This is a genomic window from Arenibacter sp. P308M17 (assembly GCF_003426735.1).
Taxonomy (GTDB): Bacteria; Bacteroidota; Bacteroidia; order Flavobacteriales; family Flavobacteriaceae; genus Arenibacter.
Window position 1 is genome coordinate 292,985 of sequence record NZ_QVON01000002.1, and the last position, 24,133, is coordinate 317,117.

Annotated in this window: 18 protein-coding genes and 1 pseudogene; 14 read left to right on the forward strand and 5 right to left on the reverse strand. The window is 35.8% G+C overall.

The window, feature by feature from the left end:
- Positions 1–64 precede the first annotated feature (64 nt).
- Positions 65–241, reverse strand: a complete 177-nt coding sequence (locus tag D0S24_RS21025) for a hypothetical protein (RefSeq protein WP_181938033.1) — start codon at positions 239–241, stop codon at positions 65–67.
- Between the two features lie 442 nt (positions 242–683).
- Here D0S24_RS21025 and D0S24_RS05175 point away from each other — a divergent pair, with 442 nt between their 5' ends.
- Positions 684–1,046 carry a hypothetical protein gene (locus tag D0S24_RS05175; RefSeq protein ID WP_117018798.1) on the forward strand — a complete coding sequence of 121 codons (363 nt, stop codon included), beginning with the start codon at positions 684–686 and terminating at the stop codon, positions 1,044–1,046.
- Between the two features lie 298 nt (positions 1,047–1,344).
- Here D0S24_RS05175 and D0S24_RS05180 read toward each other — a convergent pair whose 3' ends face one another.
- Together D0S24_RS05180 and D0S24_RS05185 are read right to left on the reverse strand one after the other, a co-directional pair.
- Positions 1,345–1,818 (reverse strand): hypothetical protein, encoded by a 474-nt coding sequence (locus tag D0S24_RS05180; RefSeq protein ID WP_117018799.1) that lies wholly within the window; start codon positions 1,816–1,818, stop codon positions 1,345–1,347.
- Positions 1,819–1,822: 4 nt separating this feature from the next.
- The gene (locus tag D0S24_RS05185; RefSeq protein ID WP_181938034.1) at positions 1,823–2,425 is read right to left on the reverse strand and encodes a cytochrome P460 family protein; all 603 of its coding nucleotides are present in this window, start codon (positions 2,423–2,425) and stop codon (positions 1,823–1,825) included.
- 11 nt (positions 2,426–2,436) lie between these two features.
- On the opposite strand from D0S24_RS05185, the pseudogene D0S24_RS05190 reads away from it, so the two are divergent.
- From D0S24_RS05190 to D0S24_RS05215, 5 genes and pseudogenes are all read left to right on the forward strand, one after another.
- A pseudogene (locus D0S24_RS05190) lies at positions 2,437–3,456 on the forward strand (ATP-binding cassette domain-containing protein); the annotation flags it as partial.
- Positions 3,457–3,809: 353 nt separating this feature from the next.
- Positions 3,810–5,063 (forward strand): tyrosine-type recombinase/integrase, encoded by a 1,254-nt coding sequence (locus tag D0S24_RS05195; RefSeq protein ID WP_117018802.1) that lies wholly within the window; start codon positions 3,810–3,812, stop codon positions 5,061–5,063.
- A gap of 9 nt (positions 5,064–5,072) precedes the next feature.
- Complete coding sequence (locus D0S24_RS05200) at positions 5,073–5,837, forward strand: hypothetical protein (RefSeq protein ID WP_117018803.1); 765 nt, start codon at positions 5,073–5,075, stop codon at positions 5,835–5,837.
- A 212-nt stretch (positions 5,838–6,049) separates the two neighbouring features.
- Complete coding sequence (locus D0S24_RS05205; RefSeq protein ID WP_117018804.1) at positions 6,050–6,343, forward strand: helix-turn-helix domain-containing protein; 294 nt, start codon at positions 6,050–6,052, stop codon at positions 6,341–6,343.
- 325 nt (positions 6,344–6,668) lie between these two features.
- On the forward strand, positions 6,669–7,874 hold the full coding sequence (locus D0S24_RS05215) for a primase-helicase family protein (RefSeq protein ID WP_117018806.1): 1,206 nt from the start codon (positions 6,669–6,671) through the stop codon (positions 7,872–7,874).
- A gap of 257 nt (positions 7,875–8,131) precedes the next feature.
- Here the strand turns inward: D0S24_RS05215 and D0S24_RS05220 are convergent, their stop codons facing one another.
- Entirely contained in the window at positions 8,132–8,926 is a 795-nt protein-coding gene (locus D0S24_RS05220; protein ID WP_117018807.1) for a hypothetical protein, read from the reverse strand.
- A 202-nt stretch (positions 8,927–9,128) separates the two neighbouring features.
- The gene (locus D0S24_RS05225) at positions 9,129–11,714 is read right to left on the reverse strand and encodes a thrombospondin type 3 repeat-containing protein (protein WP_117018808.1); all 2,586 of its coding nucleotides are present in this window, start codon (positions 11,712–11,714) and stop codon (positions 9,129–9,131) included.
- Between the two features lie 1,065 nt (positions 11,715–12,779).
- Between D0S24_RS05225 and D0S24_RS05230 the strand changes: the two genes are divergently transcribed.
- From D0S24_RS05230 to D0S24_RS05265, 8 genes are all read left to right on the forward strand, one after another.
- Positions 12,780–13,433: a hypothetical protein gene (locus D0S24_RS05230; protein ID WP_117018809.1), complete on the forward strand. Its 654-nt coding sequence runs from the start codon at positions 12,780–12,782 to the stop codon at positions 13,431–13,433.
- Between the two features lie 368 nt (positions 13,434–13,801).
- Positions 13,802–15,394 carry a class I SAM-dependent DNA methyltransferase gene (locus tag D0S24_RS05235; RefSeq protein WP_117018810.1) on the forward strand — a complete coding sequence of 531 codons (1,593 nt, stop codon included), beginning with the start codon at positions 13,802–13,804 and terminating at the stop codon, positions 15,392–15,394.
- A gap of 80 nt (positions 15,395–15,474) precedes the next feature.
- Positions 15,475–18,219 carry a P-loop NTPase fold protein gene (locus tag D0S24_RS05240; protein WP_117018811.1) on the forward strand — a complete coding sequence of 915 codons (2,745 nt, stop codon included), beginning with the start codon at positions 15,475–15,477 and terminating at the stop codon, positions 18,217–18,219.
- Positions 18,220–18,221: 2 nt separating this feature from the next.
- Complete coding sequence (locus D0S24_RS05245; RefSeq protein ID WP_117018812.1) at positions 18,222–19,409, forward strand: restriction endonuclease subunit S; 1,188 nt, start codon at positions 18,222–18,224, stop codon at positions 19,407–19,409.
- On the forward strand, positions 19,406–22,411 hold the full coding sequence (locus D0S24_RS05250; protein WP_117018813.1) for a type I restriction endonuclease subunit R: 3,006 nt from the start codon (positions 19,406–19,408) through the stop codon (positions 22,409–22,411). Before D0S24_RS05245 ends, D0S24_RS05250 begins: the two co-directional genes overlap by 4 nt.
- Positions 22,412–22,447: 36 nt before the next feature.
- Positions 22,448–23,452, forward strand: a complete 1,005-nt coding sequence (locus D0S24_RS05255; RefSeq protein ID WP_117018814.1) for a PD-(D/E)XK nuclease family protein — start codon at positions 22,448–22,450, stop codon at positions 23,450–23,452.
- Between the two features lie 60 nt (positions 23,453–23,512).
- Positions 23,513–23,779, forward strand: a complete 267-nt coding sequence (locus tag D0S24_RS05260) for a type I restriction enzyme endonuclease domain-containing protein (protein ID WP_181938035.1) — start codon at positions 23,513–23,515, stop codon at positions 23,777–23,779.
- A 66-nt stretch (positions 23,780–23,845) separates the two neighbouring features.
- Entirely contained in the window at positions 23,846–24,112 is a 267-nt protein-coding gene (locus D0S24_RS05265) for a hypothetical protein (RefSeq protein WP_220377730.1), read from the forward strand.
- Positions 24,113–24,133: the final 21 nt, after the last annotated feature.

Genomic DNA, 24,133 nt, shown 5'->3' on the forward strand with positions numbered 1-24,133 from the left:
TGCATTATTGGTCTTTATTTTTTGAAAAAAAGTGGAATTTAATTTTGCAGCGATCTAAATGCCCCTAAAACCTTACCCTTTCCTCTATGTGCCTCTTTTCCGATAAATAATAAGGTCCGTTGACCACAAGGCCCCAAAGGGAAAAAAAGGCTACGTTCAGCGTAACGGGTACACGATCTATAATGGGGATGGATTTCCCATCTACAAAGGTACCGTCCTTAAGGATCGATCGGTTTTTCATCTCCAGGGTCTAAAGCCAAAATACAATAAAACATTACTTCATATTCCATAAGTGACCTAATGGTTGAGCGAGAACCTCTTTCAAAAGGGTTTTATTTGTTGGGGATTATTAGCGTTATTTTACTTTCCAAGGAACGGCTTTAGGAATCGTTATTTTGTACTCTGGATCTTATACACGGGCAGCAGCAGACACATTTGTAGAAAACCAATTGACTTCTATTTCTATCAAACCCAAATCTGCTGGCAAAAATGAGGGAGAATAATAATTTAACTTCATTCCCCAATTATAATTTGTACAGCAAGAAGGTATTCGCTCAGTTTCATAACCAATATTATGTGTTTAATAGACCTAAAATGTTTTTAGGGCAATTTTCATAGCTATTCCGTCAATCAAATCCAGTATCATCGGATAATTTCGATTTATAATTAAAAATTATAGAATTATGAAAATGACATTAAGTATAATAAGTTTGGTATTCTTGGTAATATCCACTTCATGTAGCAAAGATAATGATCCATCAGATGATAATCTTTTCGTTGGCACCTACAACGGAACGGTGAGTTATTCAAACCCAGATGACGGCACCGAAATTTCGACTGATGATGGTAGGGTAACTTTGGTCAAGGTAGGTGATGCCTACAATTTTGATTTTTCGGATGGTATTCCCAGTTTGAACGGAATAGAAATGGAAAAAAATGAAAATGTATTTATCAGCTCCGATGGTGCAATTAAAATTGATGAGGGCACCTTATTGATTGCCTACTCCAGTGAGAACGAAACTTGGGGGGCAAATTGCGACAGATAATTGTAAAATAGATTCACAATTTAAAGGGCCGCTTCATATGAAGCGGCCCTATTGGTTTATAAACTTATTGAGTATCCAATTTTATTTAAAAGAAAGAGATTTTAATATATGATTGTACTGGTTCATAGTTTCAAACAATGTGGGAGTATTTTAGATGTTGGCACACTGCTTTTTGGCCAAGAACTTTGGTGAAAATTTGGTAGCAAGATGCGTTTCCTTTTTTAAACCGACTAATACATACAATTTTTTCAAAAACCCGGGATAACCGATGGATTGTTTAATTGTCAATTTTGAATTTTTAAGGTAAAATGAAAGGTCGATATTCGAATATATAAGTAATTCTATCCTGTTGTACTAATTGATTTCCATCAATAGAAGTTGGAGCTCCATATTCTAAATGGTAATCGATAATTAGATAATCCCGCTGTTCATCTTTCTTCACGTCAATTTTTTCAACAGAGAGCAGATCTTCAGTTATGTTACTTCCAAACCAACGCGGGTTTTCCCTATATTTCCATGTAACATACAAATATTGTTCTCCAAGAATATGCCGCCCATTACCTTTTAATGCCACTTCATATGCTTTTTCATTCCCATATAAAACAGACATGGTTTCTAAGTTTGGATTAATAGCGGTCGTAATTACTTTTAAATCCCTTGAATCAAAGATTAACCTGTCCGAAGTGGTTTCCACTTTACTATTCCTGCCACAAGCTGTTAAGTACAGCGTTGAGAGAATAATTAAACTAAATTTTTTAATGGCTTTTTTCATAAGATTAACTCTTTGTGTTGATCTTTAGCGGTACATTAAAGAGATAACCGGTCTCTTTTGCTTTAAGGCGATGACAACTTATACACGAAGTGACTGCAAAGTTGGGGGTGTTGCCATAGGGTATGAGGTTTTGTGTAGAGAATTTTGCAAAGCCCCAACCTTCAGTATCCTTATATTTTTTTGCATCTTTCACCATAAACTGAACATTAATGAATTTGCCGGGAGAAATTTCACCATGCTTATTTTCAACTTGTTCCCATACCGCTTTTACCACTATGGCACCATCGGGTATTGGATCAAACTGTTCAGCTTCTATGGCGTTCACAACAACATCATTACCATAGGTTACCCGCATTGTTTCACCGTAGAGGGTATTAAGGCTAAGCACTTTCCAATTCTTAAAATCGTCAGAATACCTTACCCCATTTGGAGAGATGGGAACTGAATCTATTGAAATATGATTTTTTTTCCAAAGCTTAAATTCATCTTCAGAGGTTTTTTTGCGAACTGTGTCCTTTGGGTAGTTTTTATCGGGCAATGCCCGAACGTAATCTTCAATAACGGCTATTTCTTGGTCTGAAAGTTTTGCCTCGGGATGTACTTTCAAGTAATGTTCGAGTCGTGGTGAGCCACGACAGAAAATTACTGAACTTTTTGAATACCATTTGCGAAATGAGTAAAGACGGTATTAAAGTGTATGGTGGAAATTATGAATTTTATGATCAACAAAAGCAAATAGAAAACAACGCTTTAAATCAGGATTTACAGAGTAAGGAAAAAGCGCTGCGAAAAGCCAAAGAAAAAGAAAGGGAGACTTTGGAGCGTCAACGAAAGTTGGACAGCAGAGGGAAAGGAAAACAGGAAAAATCAGGTGTTTCCAGAATTATGATGAATACCTTGCGAAACAAAGCTGAAAATAGCACTTCAAAAATAAAAGGCCTTCATGCTGAAAAAATAGGTGGTATCTCCCAAGAATTACAAGACCTGCGTTCTACTTTACCAGGCATTGATAAAATGAAATTCGGCTTTAACAATTCGGAACTATACCACGGAAAAATCCTTTTTACAGCAACGAACATCAATTTTACTTATAACACAAAACCGCTCTGGAAGCATCCTTTGAGTTTGCAAATCACAAGCGGCGAACGCATTGCATTGAAAGGCGTAAACGGTTCGGGGAAAACAACTTTAATAAACCTATTTTTAGGAACTTTGGAAGCACAATCGGGAAAAGTCTACAGAGCAGAAAGTACATCGGTTTATATTGACCAAGACTATTCTTTGCTTGATGACAAATTAAACGTTTACGATCAAGCCCAGCAATTCAATGCTACAGCATTATTAGAGCACGAAATCAAAATCCGGCTCAACCGTTTTTTGTTCGGCCAAGATGATTGGGACAAATCGTGCAGTGTATTAAGTGGTGGTGAAAAAATGCGATTAATGCTTTGCTGCCTGACTATCGGTAATCAAGCGCCAGATATCATCATTCTGGACGAACCCACCAATAATTTGGATATTCAAAACATAGAAATTTTGACAGCGGCCATTAACGAATACAACGGAACGTTAATTGTCGTGTCCCACGACGAATTATTTCTAGAGCAGATTAATATTATAAAAACCATAGAATTATAATCTGCAACATATAAACCTTTGGCAACAAAAATCCCTTAGTTAGAAGCCCTTGATCCGCCATTTCCCTAGTGTCGTGTCAATGCTACTGTCTCGTATATATGATTTTAATGATATTGGCGAAAATTTAAAAAGCCCATAAACATAATATTTATGGGCTTTTGGTGGAATTTGATACATTCCTGGCGGAGAAAGAGGAAATTGAACCTTATATATCCAAATATAGCTTAACCCTAATAAAATAGGCTAATTAGACCATATTCATTGATAAAATATATCTTAATAATATCTCAAAAACATATTTAATTATATCTTTACTGTCACCAAAACTGTCACCTATAAATATATTGGTTACAATGAGATATACTTTTAATTTAAAAAATCCCAAAGACAATAAACTTACGTTAATTTATTTTTCCACTTACTTTAAAATGGAAAACAAAAAATTTGTGTACTCCACTGGTGAAAGTATACTTCCTAGTGAATGGGATTTTCAATTGCGACAACCTAACGATATTACAGGTAGGTCCTCCAGGGCCCAAAACCATCGTTCTATAAAAATGCAATTAGACAGGTATTCCAACTATTTTTTAGAGCTTGTAAATCGATTTAAGCACATAGGGGAAGAGTTGGACATTGAAACTACAAGAAACCATTTCAACACCCACTTTAAAAAAACAAAACCATTATCCAATAAATTTTTTGAAGTATACGAAGTTTTTTTGGAAACAAAACGAAATGATTTTTCCGGTAATGCCAATTCGCCCAGCACAATAGCAAGATATAAGTATAATAAGAAGCTTTTGAAAATGTTTCAAGAGTATAGTAAAAAACAACTAAACATCAATAAGTTGGATTTAGAGTTTTACAATGCTTTTATTAATTATTGTGTAACTGTAATGGAGCATTCTGCAAATACCCTTAGGCGAAATGTTGGACTTTTTAAGACTTTTATGAATTGGGCCTTGGAAAATGAATATACGTACAATACAGACTTTAAAAAGTTTAAATCTCCATCCCCTCAAGCCACGCAGGAAGTAGCATTGACCCTAGACCAGGTGAAAGTGATTTTTGATCATGATTTCTCTAATAACCTTAAATTGGAAAGGGTAAGGGATTTGTTTGTTTTTGGCTGCGCAACCGGAATGCGTATTAGTAATTATTCCAGTGTTAAAAAGGAGGATATAATAAATGGGCATATTCAAGTAGTAGATGCTAAGAACAAAACCAAAAACCTTAAAATCCCACTGAATGACTTTTCAATGGCCATCTTGGAAAAGTACAATTACGAACTGCCAAAAATATCTACCCAAAAATTCAATAAGTATATCAAGGAAGTCTTTATTGCTGCGAAATTTAATGACATGGTAAAAAAAACTACAAGAGTTGGAAACGTCGTAACTGAGGTTACAGAGGAGTTTAACCAAAGGGTTTCCTCCCATACGGCACGTAGAAGCTTTATAACAATAATGAAAAATAAAAAAATACCTGACAAGGTTATTATGGAGTTTACAGGTCATCGTAGTTTAGAGGTTTTTAATAAATACTACAAACCCAATGAAGATGACAAGAAAGAGTTTATGACCAATGTATGGAGCCTTAATCAATAATATAAGTACATGGAAAAACAGTCCAACCAAAAGCGGAATCTTGAAAAAATAAATACATACATATCTGCAATAAAAGAATTATCTAATCTTGACGACAATGAAAAATTAGAAGGATTTGAAAAGGCTGTTAGGGAATTAGCAATTAGTGCAGTTACAGAGGATTTGAATGCTAAAATTCAAGAAGCTAAAGACATCATAGAAATCTTAAACAAACGCATTGCCAGTTTGGATAATGAGTGCAAAGGGTACTTAAAGGAAAAACTTTCCATGAAAAGAGCGAAAGAAGATGCAGAAGAAGAACTGCAGGATCTTACTATTGAAAACAAAATAATGCAGAAAGAATTAGACAAGAGAGATTATGTATATGTAAAGCAGTTTAACAATTTATACTGGGGTGACAACTATCCCGCGCTTAAGGTATTATTTGATTTTCTACAAAAAATGAGCTGTTTAGATATCAATTGGAGTTATTTCTGCTTTAATATGTGCCTTGAAAATTCAGAGGCAATTAATCTCAAAACTACCATGCTGTATAAAAAGGAAATAGGGTACCTTTTGGCCCATATAAGAAAGTTTTTTAATACTGAAATCAAAGGCTCATCAACCACTTACAAATCTTGGTTACAGGAAAAAATATTAATTGATAATTTAGAAGTAGAGGACGACTTTATTAAAAAATATGTTCGTAATTATAAAACAGGTACCCCATTGCAATCCGATAAGGTAGAAATCATCGATGGTTTAATGCTAAAAATAGCAGAGAGATATAATTAAGTATAATTTTTAAAAAAGAATTATTATCCCAGTTCAGTCCCAGTTCTTCAATTCTCCAATTAAACAACAAATCATAAACTTTAAAATACTGAATTTCAATTACTTAACTGTTATTCAGGTTTAACACTTTCTCTTTTTTTTCTCTTTTCATTCTTATAAATCTTTGCCGTAAGCTTTCAGATAGAAGGCCATAACATTATAATTTATAAGCCATGAACAAAATTATTATTACAAGCGCGGAAGAATTAGCGTACATCGTGGATAAGTCCATTGGTGACCGCATGGATGGTTTAACCCAACTCATCCAACAAAAAATTACCCCTTCAAAGAAAAAAGCTACCGTAAAAGATGTGGCAAAGCGTTTAAATGTCACTGAACTTACCGTTAGAAATTACATTTCACGTGGTATCATCAAGGCAGATAAAATCGGTAGACGCATTTTGATAGACCTCGAAGCCTTAGAGGAAGCCCTAAAGGAAGTTAAATCCTTAAAATACCGTAGATAATGATAACTTTATTAAACACCCCTGAGTTAGTCACTGACAATGTATTGTATAAGATAAATAAGCTAATTGAGCACATCCAATTTCTTAAGTGTAAGTACCCTGAAGATCGGGAAGCACATAAACATTTTGAATGGACCATAAATGAGCTTAATATCATTAGAAATTTGGTTTTATATAGTCCAAGATTTGGATGGACCACGGTACAACGAGAAATGGATAGGATTTACAAAGTGGACCCCACAACTACAGGCTATAAATTAATCCTAGATTTTAAATCCACAGACAACCCAAGAAGACCAAAAATTAAAGGATTAATATCAAAAAAATGAAAAAATCAAGTTATTTAAGAATAGGTACCGAGTATTATAAACACGGTGAAGTGCCATTACACAGTGGGGACACCTACAAAACGCTGCTAAAATGGCGTAAATCTGAAATCATTACCGACGAAGGCAAGGAATTTTTGAATACCATAGAAAAGTATGATGGATTCTGTCTTATCCCTTCGCATACGGAATATCAACGGTGCATTAAGAATTTCTATAACAAGTACGAAAAATTGGAGCATAAATTTGAACCTGGTGATTTCCCAATGACCAAGGTGTTCTTAATCCATATTTTTGGTGAACAATATGAGTTGGGAATGGATTATTTAACCATTCTATGGCGGTATCCTACTCAAATATTGCCAATTTTATGTCTAGTAAGTGAGGAACGTAAAACCGGTAAAACCACCTTCCTAAATTGGCTAAAGCTTATTTTTCAAGGCAATATGACAATTAACAAAAATGAGGACTTTAGAAGCCGTTTTAATTCTGATTGGGCAGACAAGCTCATTGTATCGGTAGACGAGGTCTTATTGGATAAGAAAGAGGATAGCGAACGAATTAAGAACCTTTCTACTGCGGTTACCTACAAAACAGAATCAAAAGGAGTGGATAAAGTGGAATCCTATTTTTTTGGAAAATTTATTCTATGCTCCAATAATGAAGATAATTTTATTCAGATAGACTCAAGTGAAATCCGCTATTGGATCAGAAAGGTACCCGCCCTTAAGGATGAGGGAGAAAACCCGGACCTAATGCAGGATTTAAAAATGGAATTACCGTTTTTCATGCACTATTTAAACCATCGGGAAATAATCTCTAAAAGACATACACGAATGTGGTTCACCAAGGAACTAATATACACGGAAGCCCTAGGTAGATTAGTTTCAGGCAACAGAACCTTTGTGAATAGGGAAATAGAAGAAATATTGTTGGATGACTTTATAAAATTTGAAGCCGAGGTATTAAAATATTCCTTAAGTGATCTTGTTGAAAAATTAAGTAAGAATAATATTAAAGTATCCTCTACAAAAGTTTCCGAGGTATTAAGGACTAATTTTGGGTTGGAAAGTAAAAATGGCTCCTACAACAAATTTTATCTTGCTCTGACACCAAATGGCAATACATATATGGTACAGGAAACAAAACAAAAGGGTAGGTATTATACCTTTTTAAAAGAAGATTACATGGATAGCACGATTTAGCTGTTGAATTGTTGAAGTCCTATTAAAAGTACTTATAGACAGGCAATTATAAGATTTCATTGGTTCAACTTCAAGTCACTACCCTAAAATTTACCAGTACCATTAATTATTCCGAATATACAATTTTAGCTTTTTAAGCATTTTTTAATAGACCTTACAAACTTACCACATACTATGTTTCGCTATTTTCCAAACTTGCTACAACTTTTATAATTGTTGTTTGGTTAAGCTGATTCTTCATAAGTAATATTCATAATTTAAGATGAGGGACAATCTTCAAAGATTAATACATCTTCCTTCGTCATAACTCCATCAGCATTGTAAGAATAGGTATTATGTGGGTCGCCAGTTGTGAAAAATGTATGTAAGACAACCTCACTTCCCGAATATGCCCATATATCGAGGGCGACATAATTTAATGGAATCACAATATGGTATAACAAACCATTTTGTGGGGATATATCATAATTTTCTTTACCGTAAAATTCAATGACCACACGGTCAATACATTCGCTAAGTGTTACAAAATATAAAGATTGCACCTCTCTAGGGTCGAACCCTCCTTCAACAATACCGTCCAGGTCAGGTGCTGGATATTCATTGAAGCAAAAAACGGATCCACTTACCGTTTCAGAACCGCTTACCTTGATATCCATTGGCAATGTGGTATCCCAGAAAGGGGACAAAAGAAATTCATCTTCATGAGGTAAGGCGAAGATGGTGTCGTTTCCGTTTACTAATGATACATCATTTAAGGTGTAATTACCGTAGGGAAGGGTATTACTTGTATTCGCGGTACTAACATACTTACCTTCTATCATGGTTACAGACGATTTGTACTTATAATCAACCCCTTGACTGCTTGTGAGATTGTAATGTACTTCGTTAGGTTCTAACCCTTTACAAGACGGAACTTTATAGGTAGAATTTGTGCTGGCTTTTGGTGTCGACAAGGAAAATTCTAAGGAACCAAATTCAAGCGGTCTTAAATCTAGGTCATCTTTTTGGCATCCCAAGGCCGCGACTGCAAGTAAAATAATTATTTTTTTCATGGAATTAAGGTTTAGTGTTGCAACCTAAAAAGATAATTTTTTCTTTAATTTTAATCTAATTTTAGGCCTTTATTTATGTTATAATACAATTATAATAGACATATTACTTAAAATCGTATTAACGATGTTTTTTTGGGTGTATACTTCATGGCATAAGGATACCTATTTCGATTTCAAAATCGATTATTTAGTTAATTTTGATTTAATAACCACAATCTGTTGTAACAGTAATATTAGATGTGTCAATTTCTTCCGTTCCCGAAATAGTGCCTTGTATGTACAAAGGCGTATCGGCCTCTATGCAAGTTGATGGACTAGTATAACCAAAGTTGTCAAAGAAGATGGTCTGTATTTTTTCATTGGCCCCATTTTTTAGGTTAACAAAGTGCGGTAAAATACCACCACCGCCTCGATATCCAGCATCGAAAATAATTTCTTTTAGATTTGAATTATTGGTTAAATTAACCACATAGTTCCCTGCATTATCATAAAGGCCGCTTAGTGGTCTACGTAAAACCAATTGCTCAATGGATTTTGTCGAATCAATGATTCCCTGCATGCCGGTGGCTGAGGTAAGGGCAAATTCAAGTATTTTTAAATTTATGGTTTTTTCTAAACCATTAATCTGGTTAATTGATGTATTTGAACCTGTACCCGGTTCATCTCCAAAAAATCGTAATTCTTCCAAGGCAATATTATCATTCAAATCAAGAACATCTACATGAGAATATACAACAATCAATTTTTTTAGATTTGAGTTTTCAGAAAGGTTCAAGGTTATATTCTGCCCATAAAGTGACAATTCTTCGAGAGCCCTAAAGTCTTGTAATCCTGTATAGTCAGAAATAAAATATTGATTGCAAATTTGCGCGCAATTCCCTAATTGTAGCGAAGTAACCTTATCAATATTCGCAGTATTTACAAAGTTATCCAAAACATCGTCATAACCCATGTCAATCAAATTTTGTTCAAATGCATCGTCAGGTACAGACGTTCTGGATATTTCTTCCAGAGTAGTCGTTATTTGTTGAGACGAAATACCTGTATTTCCATATTGGTCCTCTGTATAAATCCTCCAATAATATGTAGTTCCTGGATTTAGGGGGAAAGGATTGGTTCCACCTATGGTTTGAACATGCCGATTCAAATAATTATTTTCAATAGTGGTAGACCCAATATAAACACCCGATGAAGTTCCAAACTGGATATAGCCTTTACTTACTTCATCCAAACTCCAATCTACACTAAAGGATGTTGCGGTAACATTAGTTATCGTAAAACCTGTAACAACAGGGGGTGATTTATCCTTTTGCCTGTCTGAACAACCATCAGCATCCACTATTTCTCCAGTCACGGTATCTGAACAGAGGTCATCATCATCATTTACTCCGTCATTATCGGAATCTATTTGTGAAGATGAGCATCCTTGTGAATTAACGGTCACGCCCGAAGGTGTTCCAGGGCAAATGTCCTTGTTATCCTTTACGCCATCATTGTCAGTGTCTTTCTGGCTAGCAGAACAACCCTGCGTGTCTACTGATTCTCCTAACGGTGTATTAGGACATTGATCCAATTCGTCCTTAACGGTATCGCCATCAGAATCTCTTTGTGTTTCGGAACAACCTTGAGAGTTTACTGTTTCGCCTGAGGGAGTACCAGGGCATTGGTCAAGATCGTCACTTACGCCATCTACATCGGTATCTTTCTGGCTATCTGAACAACCTTTTGCATCTGCTGTTTCCCCTTCAGGGGTTCCCGAACATTGGTCTAGGTTGTCTTTAATACCATCCCCGTCTATATCTTCCTGAGTTGATGAACAGCCTACCGAGTTTACTCCTTCACCGTTGGGAGTTCCAGGACATTGATCCAATAGATTATTAATGCCGTCACCATCATCATCTTTTTGACTAGGAGAGCATCCTTGGGCATCTATGGTTTCTCCTTTTGGCGTCTTAGGGCATTGATCTAGATCATCCGTAAGAGTATCCCTGTCGCTATCTACCTGTGTAGCTGAACATCCTGTTGAACTTACGGATTCACCCACCGGAGTATTTTGACATTTATCTAAGTCATCTGTAATACCATCTAAATCACTATCCTTTTGACTAGAAGAACAACCAAATTCATCAACCGTTCCTCCTGAAGGTGTGTCTGGACATAAATCTAGAGCATCTGGAATTGTATCTTCATCCGAATCGGTTTGAGAAGTCGAACAACCTGTCTCATTTACTATTTCTCCGTCTGGAGTTTCAGCACAAAGATCAATATCATCTGCTATACCGTCTCCATCAGAATCCATCTGACTATCTGAACATCCATTTACTCCTACGGATTCCCCTTTGGGTGTTTCGGGACAAAGGTCTGTTGTATCATTTACCCCATCCCCGTCACTGTCTTTCTGACTATTAGCACATCCATTCTCATCTACAATCTCCCCCGGATGGGTATTTGGGCATTGGTCTAAGTAATCTGGAACACCATCATCATCAGTATCAAGCAATTCAAACATCGCAATGACTGCTTTATCAGAATTCATAGTTATTGTTACTGGGTTCTTGTTTCCTGTGGCACTACCACTCCAATTCTTAAATACGTATCCGCTTGATGCTTGTGCAGTTACAGTCACCTCTTCACCTGAAATATATGAGCCTTCGGATGGATTTACGGTTCCTCCCTGCGCAGGGCTTATTGAGCTCGTAAATTTATAAACCTTAATATCCTCTTCAGAGCAGGAATCAATTATTACAGATAAGACCGTTATGAATACTAGGAGTAATATTTTTTTCATATAAAATAATTAAAAACGAATAACACCTATATAAAATATTTAGCACAATAGATGAGGTAAATAAATTTTTTGGGGGAAGTTCTGGAAAAGTAAATATAATATTTTTTTTCAGTTTCAAATGATTAGATAAAACCGTTGAAAAGTAATAATATCTGGTGTAGACACTCGAAAAATTTTAAGGTGATAAAGAATCATTTTGGACTAGATCATAAAAATGGCTCCTACAGCAAATACTATCTTGCTTTGACACCAAATGGTAATACATATATGGTGCAGGAAACAAAACAGAAGGGTAGGTATTATACCTTTCTAAAAGAAGACTATATGGACAGACCGATTTAACTGTTGAATTGTTGAAGTCCTATTAAAAGTGCTTATAGACAGACAGTTATAATATTTCATTGGTTCAACTTTAAGTCAACTAACCTAAAAATTACCAGTACCATTTTAAATATTTAGGTTTAGTAAAGTCCACTTGTAGTAAACTTGTTGAATAAATGCACTCTCCTAAAAGATTCATTATTAAGTTATTACGTGAATATTCAACTAATCAACGTAAATAGATTATCTTCCTGTAACTTTAGGTAGTTCAGCCTACTTGCTGCTCGCATTAAAATTTTATTTGCTTTAACTATAATAGCCAAGCTCCTATGGTAGTTACATAGGGTGCGCCTATGGTGAACCTGCGGCTACAAAAAAGCAACAAAGTACTTATTTTCAAGGTTTTATGTGTTTTTGTATAATTAGGATATGGTTAACCTGTGGTGCATCTGTGGTGAAGGTTAGGGTTAAAAAGGGTGGCCACATGTTGGTGCTTGCATACTGTCTTTTAATGATCAAAAGCAGTAATACATCGGATATTATTGAAAATCATCGATAAAGCAAATACCGCAACCAATATTTGCTAACTTAGAAGATTGATTATAGACTATTGGTTGTAGTAATCCCCCCTTCTTTAAACCATTGAAAATTCTTTATATTAACAAGATTTAACAGCTCGGTATAAATAATAATGCCCAGGTTATGGTAACTACTATATGTTACACGCATTTAAAATTGCACTGAATGGAGGTATCTGAATTTACACTTAAATTAATAATCTTGCTTATACCGGGGGCGATGGCTGCTAAATTATATCAAAGACTAACTATTCATGATAAATGGACCCCATTCCAATTTATTGCAAATGCTATTCTTTTAGGAGGTGTCAGCTACTTGACCTCACAGTTGCTACTTGATATGTTTAATGGAAGTAATCATCTTAGTGCTTTTTGGCAGAATCTTCCAACAAAGGAAATACCGTATGAAGATGTTCTTTGGGCTTGTATATCGGCTGTCGTACTAGGTTTTCTGGTTTCCGCAATCGACCATTATAAGCTTCTTAACAAATTTGCAAAATGGATAAAGGCAACCAACAAATATGGAGATGAAAATTTATTTCTGTATTTTCTAAATGCCCAGGAGGTACAAGAAGTATACATACGTGATAAAAATGCAGGATTTACATATCAAGGTATTATAGATTCATATTCAGCAAATGATAGCACACATGAAATAGTCCTTAGGCAAGTTGCTGTTTTTGAATATGAAACGTCTGATCTGCTATATGAATTGGACAAGCTTTATGTATCCAAACTAAAGAATGAACTTACTATAGAACTACCATTTAGAAACACAAAAACAGAAGAATATGGCACAGAAACCGAAACCGAAATCTAAACCATTAAATGAAGGCTTTACTAAGGGAACCTCAAAACCTAATACCGGCTCCAGTAGACAAGCACCACCACCCCCACCACCAAAAAAGAAGTAAGTACTTTCAACATCGACATTGAGGTTAATCAAACTTCCGTATTACCCTTACATGAACCATAAGGATAAACACTTTATTTTATGGTTTTGGATGCTCTTTGAAAGATTGTAGATTATTGCAGCATGTTTATAATAGGCTAAAAATGAATTGTTTAATCAGTCAATAAAAATATATAAACAGTGTTAAGTACCAATAATTACAAAACATTTAGTTTGTCGCACTAAATAGATATCTTTAATTTTTTAATCCAAAACCAAGCATATACAATTTTTACATGGCAAAAAATACGGTAAAAGCTGACATAGATTTTGAAAAAGAACTGTGGGACGCCGCCAACGAATTAAGAGGGGCTGTATCAGAGAATAACTATAAGAACTACATTCTACCACTAGTCTTCCTAAAACACCTAAGTGAGCGGTACGAAATGGTTCATGAGGAACTTACCAAGGAACTGAAAGACCCTAAGTCCGACTACTACACTACTGATAAAGAGGAAATACATTATGTGCTGGAGGATCAGGACGAGTATCGCTCCCGAAATACCTTTAAGATTCCTAAAGCGGCATCGTGGCAGCACTTAAAGGATAATGCAGAGCAAGATGATATAAAGGTGATCGTGGATAATGCTTTTGACGTTATTCAAGAGCTTTTAACGGCTTACAATCCACAATTAAACAACTTGTTGCCTAGAATCTTTGTCCGCAGTGAATTGTCCCCTAAACAGACAGGAGGGATCATCAACTTACTTTCCCATCCCAAATTTTCTGAAAAAGAAAATCCAGAAAGTGATATTCTGGGGCGTATCTATGAATACTACATTGGGCGTTTTGCCATGGCCGAAGGGTCTGGTGCCGGGCAATTCTTTACCCCAGGTAGTATTGTAAGACTTCTGGTAGAATTACTGGAACCTTATAAGGGTAGGATTTTTGATCCTGCTTGTGGTAGTGGGGGAATGTTTGTACAGAGTTTAAAGTTCATTAAGGAACACGGAGGGGACAAAAGTGATATTTCAATCTATGGCCAAGAAATGACCGCCCAAACCTTGCGTTTGTGTTTAATGAATCTATTGTTACGCGATTTATCATTTGATATCAAATTGGGCAACTCACTTTTAGATGATAAATTCCCGGATTTAAAGGCCAACTTTATCATTGCCAATCCTCCTTTTAATGTGAGCAACTGGCACCCAGAGGATTTGCCCGATGGCGATCCACGTCTCTTCGGACCTAAAGAGGAATTTACCACGGATGGTTCCGCCAATTATATGTGGATGCAAACCTTTTGGCACCATTTAAGTGACACAGGTACTGCAGGTATTGTAATGGCAAATGGAGCCATGACCTCCAACAGCAAAGGTGAGAAAAATGTACGCCAATATATGGTAGACAATAGCATGATAGATTGTATTGTAAGAATGCCAGACAAGTTGTTCTTAACAACAGGCATTCCTGCATGTCTTTTTATACTAAGTAAAAACCGTGATGGTAAAGATGGTGAGCACAGGGAACGAAGCAATGAAATACTGTTTTTGGATGCTGCCAAAATGGGGACCATGGCTAGTCGTAAACTTCGTGTTTTTTCAGATGAGGATGTAAGCCTAATAGCCGACACTTACCACAATTGGCGTACTAAGGGAAAAGTCTATGAAGATGTAGATGGGTTTTGTAAAACTGCCACCTTGGAAGATGTGCAAAAACAAGATTATAAATTAACGCCAGGTATTTATGTGGGAACAGAGGCGGAAGAAGACGATGGCATTCCATTTGAAGAAAAAATAGAGGGCTTGAAGACACTATTATTAGAGCAGTTTAAGAGGGGAGAAGATATAAAAAAACAGATTTTAGAAAATTTCGATAGACTTAATTAGACCACATTTATATTATATAATTAGTATTGTCACAATTTTATTTGAAGGCCCATACCAATCTTAATAATTTACCAAATTAAATGAAAAATTTTATAGGGAACTCAAACATAACCTATGAGCTTTTGGTTAGCCAATCTCCTGTTAATCATGATGTAGCAATTGTTTCTACTAATTCTCATGGAACTCCCGGAGATTTAAATAAAATTGTTTTAATACAGTGCGGCTATAAAATGTCTGCACTTAAAGATGTTAATCTAGAAAGGGGTTATGGCGTATTAAGTGAAAAAGGATTAATTCCAATTCTATTAATAGTTACAGTAGGCAATTCGCATTCCAGCACATTATTATTGGAAAATTTGCGTAATGGACTAAGGAATAATATTTCACTTTTGACAAATAAAAAGATATGGATTCCATTAATGGGTACAGGTCAAGGAGGTCTTACTAATCACAATAGTTTTAATTTAACCATAGCAGCTATTCACCAAAATGTAAAATATGTAACAAATGCAGAATTTATAATTGCCTTGCCAAATGAGAAAACCGCCAAAGAACTAGAGGCACAAATTAACTTGCCTCATATTCAAGCCGCAATAGATAATATGGCAGGTTTTGAAACGTATAACAATGAAGTGCAAATAGACAAAAACGGAACTTTTTTTTATGGACAAGAAGTTGGTGAGGAAATAAAAAACTATGACATTATTTTTCTACCAAAAAGCACTATACCCACTATAGGAAATAATGGCATTTCTGCCCACATTGTAAATCTACTTGGCATTGAAAAGAATTCTTTGAAGTTTTCAAAAGCAAATTTAGAGAAATATAAATTTGCCTGGGAAACCATTAAAGTTGACGAAAGGATTATACATCTGTGTTTTATAGTAACTTGGGACAAAAACAATAAACCGGTCCCATTTGAGATTAACTTTGCACATTCCATTGAAAATTTTAGAAAATCGGAAGCATATTTAAGCAGCATTTATAATCCATTAAACATTTTCATTCCGTTTCTTGGTACCGGACAGGCTGGAATGGATATTCGAGATAGTTTAACCAATTTAATGCCTGGTCTAAAAAGAATAAGTTCGATTTTACAACCTAAGAAAATCAGACTAAACTTTCCTATAAAATTAAAAAAAGACGAAATAAATTCATTAACAAATATAATTCTAAGTGAGCTTCAACTGGAAAAATATAAAATTCCAGATAATACTTTAGAAGATGACAATGTTGATCAAATTGAAATTCAAAATGGTAAAGACAGAATCCCTTTCCACCTAGATAACATAGAAACCGTAGATAAGTTAAATAGAGAACCCGTTGCCAAGTCTTTGGCTAGACTCATTAATAAGGAAATTTTTGCTAATATTTCCTTACAACATTCCTTTATGATTCATTTGCAAGGTGAATGGGGTTCCGGTAAATCTACATTTTTGAACCTAATTAAAAACCACCTGGATGTGGATAACAACAATTGGGTTGTAGTCAACTTTGATGCATGGCAAAATCAACATATTAGTCCACCGTGGTGGTCATTTATAGATCAAGTATACAGACAGGCTAAAGAGCAGTTTGAATGGACAGAAAGCCCAAGCCTTTGGCTAAAGGAAAGTGCCAGAAGGATAATCTGGTATAGTGGTTGGCATAAAATCATGGCATTGGTGATTTCAGTAATTTTTGGAATATTATTGATTTCCTATGGTGGCGCGATGATAAAGGTTTTAGCTGAATTACCTTCTGCAGAAAATATAGATAATAGTACCACTGGACTAACACTTGACGTATTTGCCAAATTAATTGTAAGTATTGGGTCTATTTTGGGTCTAGTATATTCTTTGTCAAAATTCCTTTCCACACCATTTTTGATGAAATCTTCTGGTGAAGCAAAATCTTTTTTGCTGCGAGCAGCTGATCCCATGAATAGTATAAAGAAGCATTATAATAAATTGATCGAAGATATAAATGGTGAAGGTTACAATGTAGCCATTTTTATAGATGATATTGATCGTTGCGATAGAAATTATACCATTAGCCTTTTAGAGGGCATACAAACCTTGTTTAAGGAAAAGAAAGTACTATATGTGGTAGCTGGAGATAAAAATTGGCTTTCGACCTGTTTCGAGAATAATTACAAAGAATTTGTGGACAAAATAAATAGAAGGAAAGAGAAGCTCGGCGACTCATTTTTGGAGAAAGTTTTTCAATTGTCTATTAGAATGCCAAATGTTTCTACAAAAGCAAAAGAAAGATACTGGCATCATATCTTGGGTTTAGGTGAATTGTCATTAGATTCCCAGTCAAAAGTCAAACTCTCCGAGGAGCTGCGTGATGAATTAAAGCAAAAGGTGATAAATAGCTATTCAACAATATATGATTCTAACCCTAAAATGTTTGCCGAATTGGAAACAGAATATCAATTAAGTGAGGAAGATTTTTCAGATATTGCCATTGAAGCTTTAGATGAAAATAAAGCAGACATTCGTCATTTGTTTTCTGGCCATTTTAATTTAATAAACCCAAATCCAAGAGCAGTAAAACGACTTGCAAATAATTATACCATGTACAGGAACACTCTGATTGCGGAACGTAAATATTTTAATCCAAATAAATTATTTAGATGGCTAATCATCGATGATTTGTACCCAGCTTTATCGAAAAAAATAAGCAAATTAAATAACATTGAAGACATTAATGCACAGATAGATAAAATGCTTTTAGATAGTGAAGAATTATCGAAACTAAATAGATTATTGTTTGATAAAGAGAACTTGCACGGGGGAATATTGGAAGTGGAGGATATTAAAGATATTATGGGGATATAAATATGAACAATAACTGGAAAACATTAAAGCTTGGAGAAGTAGCAACACTACAAAGAGGGTTTGACCTACCTTCTAGGAAAAGAATTAATGGAAACTATCCAATAATTGCTGCATCTGGTTATACAGAAATGCATAACGAGTATAAGGTTAAGGGGCCTGGTGTCATTACGGGAAGATCGGGAACATTAGGTAAATTTTTCTATGAGAAAAAGGATTTCTGGCCTTTGAACACCTCACTATGGGTGAAAAGTTTTAACGGTAATAATCCACTTTTTATTTATTATTTTTTACAGACATTAAATTTTCTGGAATTCAATTCTGGAACAAGTGTTCCTACACTTAATCGAAATGATGTTCACTCTTTGGAGGTTGAAATCCCACCAATCCAAGAACAAAAAGCCATCGCCTCCATCCTCTCTGCTTTAGACGATAAAATAGAGAACAACCTAGCCATGAACAAAACCTTGGAATACATGGCAATGGCACTCTATAAGCATTGGTTTGTAGATTTCGGACCTTTTAAGGATGGAGAGTTTGTGGACTCTAAATTAGGAATGATACCTAAGGGGTGGGAGGTAAAGACATATTCAAATATTACAACTAAAATCACTGATGGTGCCCACTATAGCCCAAAAACATACAATTACGGATATCCAATGGCATCTGTCAAAGACATGCATGATTGGGGTTTCAATTTGAATACTTGTAGACAAATTGGGGAAGATGATTTTACCAAATTAATTGCTCAAGGATGTCAACCATTAAAGGATGACATAGTTATAGCAAAAGATGGGAGCTGGTTAAAGCATGCATTTGTAGTGGAGCAAGATTTACCTTTAGTCCTTCTTTCTTCAATTGCAATTCTTCGCCCAAATGGCGATTTGAATCCTCATTTGATTAATCTCAATTTAAAGCTCACCGAAACTAAAGGAAGAATGGCGTCAATTGTAACAGGCGCGGTAATTCAAAGAATTGTTTTAAAAGACTTTAGAAAATTTGAAGTTATAGTTCCTGATAAAAATAGTCAAGAAAAAGCTTGTTCTAAAATTATTCCTTTAATAGAAAAGTGTTGGGCTAACAATCATGAAAACCAAACCCTAACCGAAATCCGTAATATGATGTTACCCAAGCTAATTAGCGGAGAAGTGCGCTTAAAGGAATTCGAAGAAACACTAGCCAACGTATTATGACCAACTTTACCGAAGCTGCTGTACAAAATGCTGCCTTATCATGGCTACAAGAATTAGGCTATACCTATAAACAGGGCAATAGCCTAGTCCGTGACCTTAAAAAGGTAGTTTTGGAGGAGGAGCTTCGCAGTTTTTTACACCGCACCTATTCAGATGTTCCTGCAACGGCCATTAACGAGGCCATGGCTAGCTTTACGCAGCATGAGGGTATGGATACCGATAATCGTAACCGCGATTTTCACCGCAAAAGTACTCAAGGTATTTCGGTAATTTGGAAAGATACCCAAGGCAAAGAAAACGCAAAACACATTTACCCCATAGATTTTAAAAATGCTGAAAACAACAGTTTTATATGTGCAGATGAAGTAAAGATTATTGGTAAAAATACCCGCCGTACCGATGTGCTTATTTTTATAAACGGCCTGCCTTTGGTGGTGTTTGAGTTTAAAAATCTATTTGATCACAATGTTGGGGTTAACAATGCCTACGGGCAAATACAGCATTACAAAAAGGACATCCCCCAGTTATTCGACTATAACGCCATTACGGTAGTTTCGGACGGTCTGGAGGCTTTGCACGGCATGTACAGTTCGTCTATTAAGTGGTTTGCCCCATGGAAGAGCCTGAATGGGGAGGAAACAATGCAAAATAATGATCTACAGTTGGAAACACTAATAAAAGGATTGTTCCCAAAAAAAACATTACTTAATTACCTAAAGAACTTTATTTTTCATGAAGATCATAACGGTAAGATCATCAAAAAAGGCGCCAAATACCATCAATATTGGGGCATTACAAAAGCTGTATCTTCCACTATAGAAAACATTAAGCCACAGGGTGATGGTAGGCTAGGTGTAATCTGGCACACCCAAGGATCGGGCAAAAGTATTTCTATGGCCATTCTTACGGGTATATTACGCCAACTACCGGAATTAAAGAATCCTACGATCGTCATACAGGTAGATCGTAGGGATCTGGACCAGCAGCTTTATGAGAATTTTGTACTATGCAAGGATTTGGTTGGTGATGTTCAACATGCCAATACTACGGATGAATTAAGAAGTTTACTAAGTACAGATGGTGGGGGTGTTATTTTTACCACCATAGAGAAGTTCCGCTTAAAAGAGGTAGAAAACGGTAAAGAAAAAAAACACCCTGTACTTTCGGAGCGTTATAACCTGATCGTCATGGCCGATGAAGCTCACCGTACCCAATACGGTTTTAAGGATGGCGGTTTCGCACAAAACATTCGCAAGGCAGTCCCCAATGCCTCGTTTATAGGTTTTACAGGAACTCCGGTTGATGGTAAGGATGCGGATACCGAACAAGTTTTTGGAAAAACGATACATACTTACGATATCAAACAGGCCGTAGAAGATGGAGCTACGGTACCCATATATTATGAACCCAAAATGGTACCGTTAAATATTAAAGCAAAATTTACCCAGGAATTAGAAGAAGTTGCTGAGGGTGATGAAGAAACCACCAATTCGGTATGGGCAGCCGTTGAGGATGCCGCTGGTGCCGAGGATAGGGTACAGCGTGTAGCCATAGATATTCTAACGCACTTTAATGCCAGGATAGCAACTTTGGATGGTAAAGCTATGATAGTCTGTATGAGTCGCCGCAATTGCGTAAAAATGTATGATGCCCTTATTACCCAGGATAATTGCCCAGAAATAGCGGTGATTATGACCAGTAACATCGGCAAAGACCCTGAATCATGGAATCCCCATGTGCGTACCAAAGACAATATGGAGGGCATTAAAAAGCGCTTTCGAACCCCAGAAGACCCCTTGAAAATTGTAATCGTTCGTGATATGTGGCTTACAGGCTTTGATGCTCCTTGTGCGCATACCATGTACGTAGATAAAATAATGAAAGGTCATAACCTTATGCAGGCCATTGCAAGGGTAAATAGAGTATTTGAAGATAAACCAAATGGCTTGGTTGTAGATTTTATTGGTATTTCGGGCTATTTGGCCGAAGCCACTAAAAAATATACAAGAAGTGGGGGTGCAGGTAAACCTACATTAGATATGGAAGCAGCTGTAGGGTCATGCCTAGAGCAATTTGTTGTTACAAAAGGACTTGTAGGAGATTTTGACCAGGCACAAATTGAAGCGATGCCTGAAACCGAATTGATGCAATGGACCAATAAAACATTAAATAGCTTATTACATTCTGACGCAATCACCGATGCTTTTCTAAAAGAAGAACGTAAACTGTCTGAACTAATGGCTATGACCAATTCCGACCCCAAAATATGGGAGATCCAAGAGGAAGTAGCCATAATCCAAAAGTTTAGGGTGTTGATCCGAAAAATAAAATCACCACCGGGTACCCATCGTGAAAAGAACGACCGGATCAAGGATTTAATAAGTAAGAGCCTAGCCTCACAAGATATAGTGGACCTGGCCAAAATGTACAATTTGGATAAAATTGATATTTCCATAATAGACGATCGCTTTCAAGCAATTGTTAAGGAAAAAGGAGGGGAGAACATAAAAATTGAACTGTTAAGGCGTATCATTAATGATGAACTGAAGGTACGCATGTCAAAAAACATACGTAGAATGACAAACCTTAGGGATGAACTGGAAAAGGTACTAGGCAAATACCACAAGAACAGTATGGATTCAATAGCCGCCATAAAGCACCTATTGGATATAGCCCAAGAATTTCAGCAAGACGATATAAGGACAAAACAATTAGGCCTTACAGAGGACGAACTGGCTTTTTATGACCTGCTGTCCGCCAACGAAAAATTATTGAACGTAAAGGGCCCTATTCAAGACCTGGTACATTCCGTTGTAGCTTCAGTAAAGAAAAACCTACAATTGGATTGGACCAAGAAAGAAGATGCCAGGGCAGCAATACGCCTGGCGGTAAAAAAAGAATTGCGAGGCAAGATACCTTTCTCCGAATTGGATAATCTTTTAAAGGAAGTTATTGAACAGGCTGAAGGTCAATATAAAGATTGGCCGTTGATGGGGTCATAAGCTGAAAAGAATAAAAACAAATTGTGGGTCTCAAAAATGACTGAATCAGTATTTAGTAAAATATATTCTTACAGGCAAAGAGAAAATAAAAACTCTAAAGAGAATTTTTTGATTGAAATTTTTGCCCATTGTTTACAAACAGACAAAAAGCTGCTATTTGATTTTCTTCAAAATTTTGATATTATACCCGATAGTGAAACCAACATTAAAACGCAATCGATTTATGAATTTGGCAGACCGGACATTGAAATAAATATACCATCAACACAGACCTGCATACTTATAGAATGTAAGATCGAGCATTTTGAAAGGCCCAATCAACTTGAAGATTACAAAAAAATATTGGAGGGCAAGCCCTTATTAAATCGATACTTGGTATACTTGACTAAGTATTACGACTTCAAAGAAAACGATAACCCAAATATAAACCTTCGTCTTTTTAAGTGGTTTGACATTTTTCAAATCATCAATATCGAAAACACGGCTATAACACAAGAATTAAAATCATACTTAAAAGAGGAAAATATGTCAGAATCAAAAAATTTCACCTATACCGATCTAACTGTTTTGAGAAATATTTCAGGGACAATCCGTAAAATGGATGAAGTGCTAGATGGCATCAAAGAATACTACGAGTCCAAAATTGGGACTTTATCAAAAGATTCAGCACGAAGTACAAGGATGAAAGACGAATGGTATTCCACATACCAGGGTTTTCACCGTCCAACTAGTCATTTTTTCAGTATAAGCTTTGGCTTTATCTGGTGGGACAATGAAATGGTGCTAAGTTCCAGAGTTTATATTTCAACAGCAAAAAAATACAAAAAAACCGAAGATTACATTAGGCTGTTCAAAAAAGTTCTAAAGAAATGGAAAGTAGATGAATTTGATGACTGCGTTACCATTGGACTATATGAACCCATCGCGCAATTTATTATTGACGAAGAAGAACAAATTCCGGCTATGGTAGATTTTTTAAGGCAAGGTGTAAACGAACTTGAAGCATTGAAAAAAGTGGATCCTATGATATTAAAAAAATAATAACATAATAGTCAAATCAACATATAAAATACCTGCATATACCCGTTCAGAGAGGACGAATTGGCTTTTTATGACTTGCTGTCCGCCAACGAAAAATTATTGAACGTAAAGGGCCCTATTCAAGACCTGGTACATTCCGTTGTAGCTTCAGTAAAGAAAAATTTAAAACTGGATTGGACAAAGAAAGAAGATGCCAGGGCTGCCATACGCCTGGCGGTAAAAAAAGAATTGCGAGGCAAGATACCGTTCACCGAATTGGATAATCTTTTAAAGGAAGTTGTTGAACAGGCTGAAGATACATACAAAGATTGGCCTTTGATGGGGTAGTGAAGAGCTAATTCATACAATAAAATGGCTTTTGGATTGTTTAATTAATCAGGTAATTTAATAATCATGAGAAAAGAAGAATACAGTTATATTATTGTAGAAAGTTATAAACCGAAAGTTAATAACGGATATCATGGTGACATTCACATAAAACCTATTCCAGGACAAGAGCCCTACATTGAGGAAATGCATGTAGCTTGTTCTAAAGTTCTAAGTGAAGAATATCCTGTTGGCACAAAATTTAAGATAAAAGCAAAAATCACAAATAAAGAAGGGGGTAAACCTTTTGCTTATTGTCATTACTCTTGGCCTTTTGAGGTTCTGGGCCAATAAAGTGAATATTAATTTTGTTTT

What these genes read in the sequence shown, in the direction of transcription:
- D0S24_RS21025 (WP_181938033.1), bottom strand. Translation starts at nt 241, where the DNA reads ATGAAAAACCGATCGATCCTTAAGGACGGTACCTTTGTAGATGGGAAA.
- D0S24_RS05175 (WP_117018798.1), top strand. Translation starts at nt 684, where the DNA reads ATGAAAATGACATTAAGTATAATAAGTTTGGTATTCTTGGTAATATCC.
- D0S24_RS05180 (WP_117018799.1), bottom strand. Translation starts at nt 1,818, where the DNA reads ATGAAAAAAGCCATTAAAAAATTTAGTTTAATTATTCTCTCAACGCTG.
- D0S24_RS05195 (WP_117018802.1), top strand. Translation starts at nt 3,810, where the DNA reads ATGAGATATACTTTTAATTTAAAAAATCCCAAAGACAATAAACTTACG.
- D0S24_RS05200 (WP_117018803.1), top strand. Translation starts at nt 5,073, where the DNA reads ATGGAAAAACAGTCCAACCAAAAGCGGAATCTTGAAAAAATAAATACA.
- D0S24_RS05205 (WP_117018804.1), top strand. Translation starts at nt 6,050, where the DNA reads ATGAACAAAATTATTATTACAAGCGCGGAAGAATTAGCGTACATCGTG.
- D0S24_RS05215 (WP_117018806.1), top strand. Translation starts at nt 6,669, where the DNA reads ATGAAAAAATCAAGTTATTTAAGAATAGGTACCGAGTATTATAAACAC.
- D0S24_RS05220 (WP_117018807.1), bottom strand. Translation starts at nt 8,926, where the DNA reads ATGAAAAAAATAATTATTTTACTTGCAGTCGCGGCCTTGGGATGCCAA.
- D0S24_RS05225 (WP_117018808.1), bottom strand. Translation starts at nt 11,714, where the DNA reads ATGAAAAAAATATTACTCCTAGTATTCATAACGGTCTTATCTGTAATA.
- D0S24_RS05230 (WP_117018809.1), top strand. Translation starts at nt 12,780, where the DNA reads ATGGAGGTATCTGAATTTACACTTAAATTAATAATCTTGCTTATACCG.
- D0S24_RS05235 (WP_117018810.1), top strand. Translation starts at nt 13,802, where the DNA reads ATGGCAAAAAATACGGTAAAAGCTGACATAGATTTTGAAAAAGAACTG.
- D0S24_RS05240 (WP_117018811.1), top strand. Translation starts at nt 15,475, where the DNA reads ATGAAAAATTTTATAGGGAACTCAAACATAACCTATGAGCTTTTGGTT.
- D0S24_RS05245 (WP_117018812.1), top strand. Translation starts at nt 18,222, where the DNA reads ATGAACAATAACTGGAAAACATTAAAGCTTGGAGAAGTAGCAACACTA.
- D0S24_RS05250 (WP_117018813.1), top strand. Translation starts at nt 19,406, where the DNA reads ATGACCAACTTTACCGAAGCTGCTGTACAAAATGCTGCCTTATCATGG.
- D0S24_RS05255 (WP_117018814.1), top strand. Translation starts at nt 22,448, where the DNA reads ATGACTGAATCAGTATTTAGTAAAATATATTCTTACAGGCAAAGAGAA.
- D0S24_RS05265 (WP_220377730.1), top strand. Translation starts at nt 23,846, where the DNA reads ATGAGAAAAGAAGAATACAGTTATATTATTGTAGAAAGTTATAAACCG.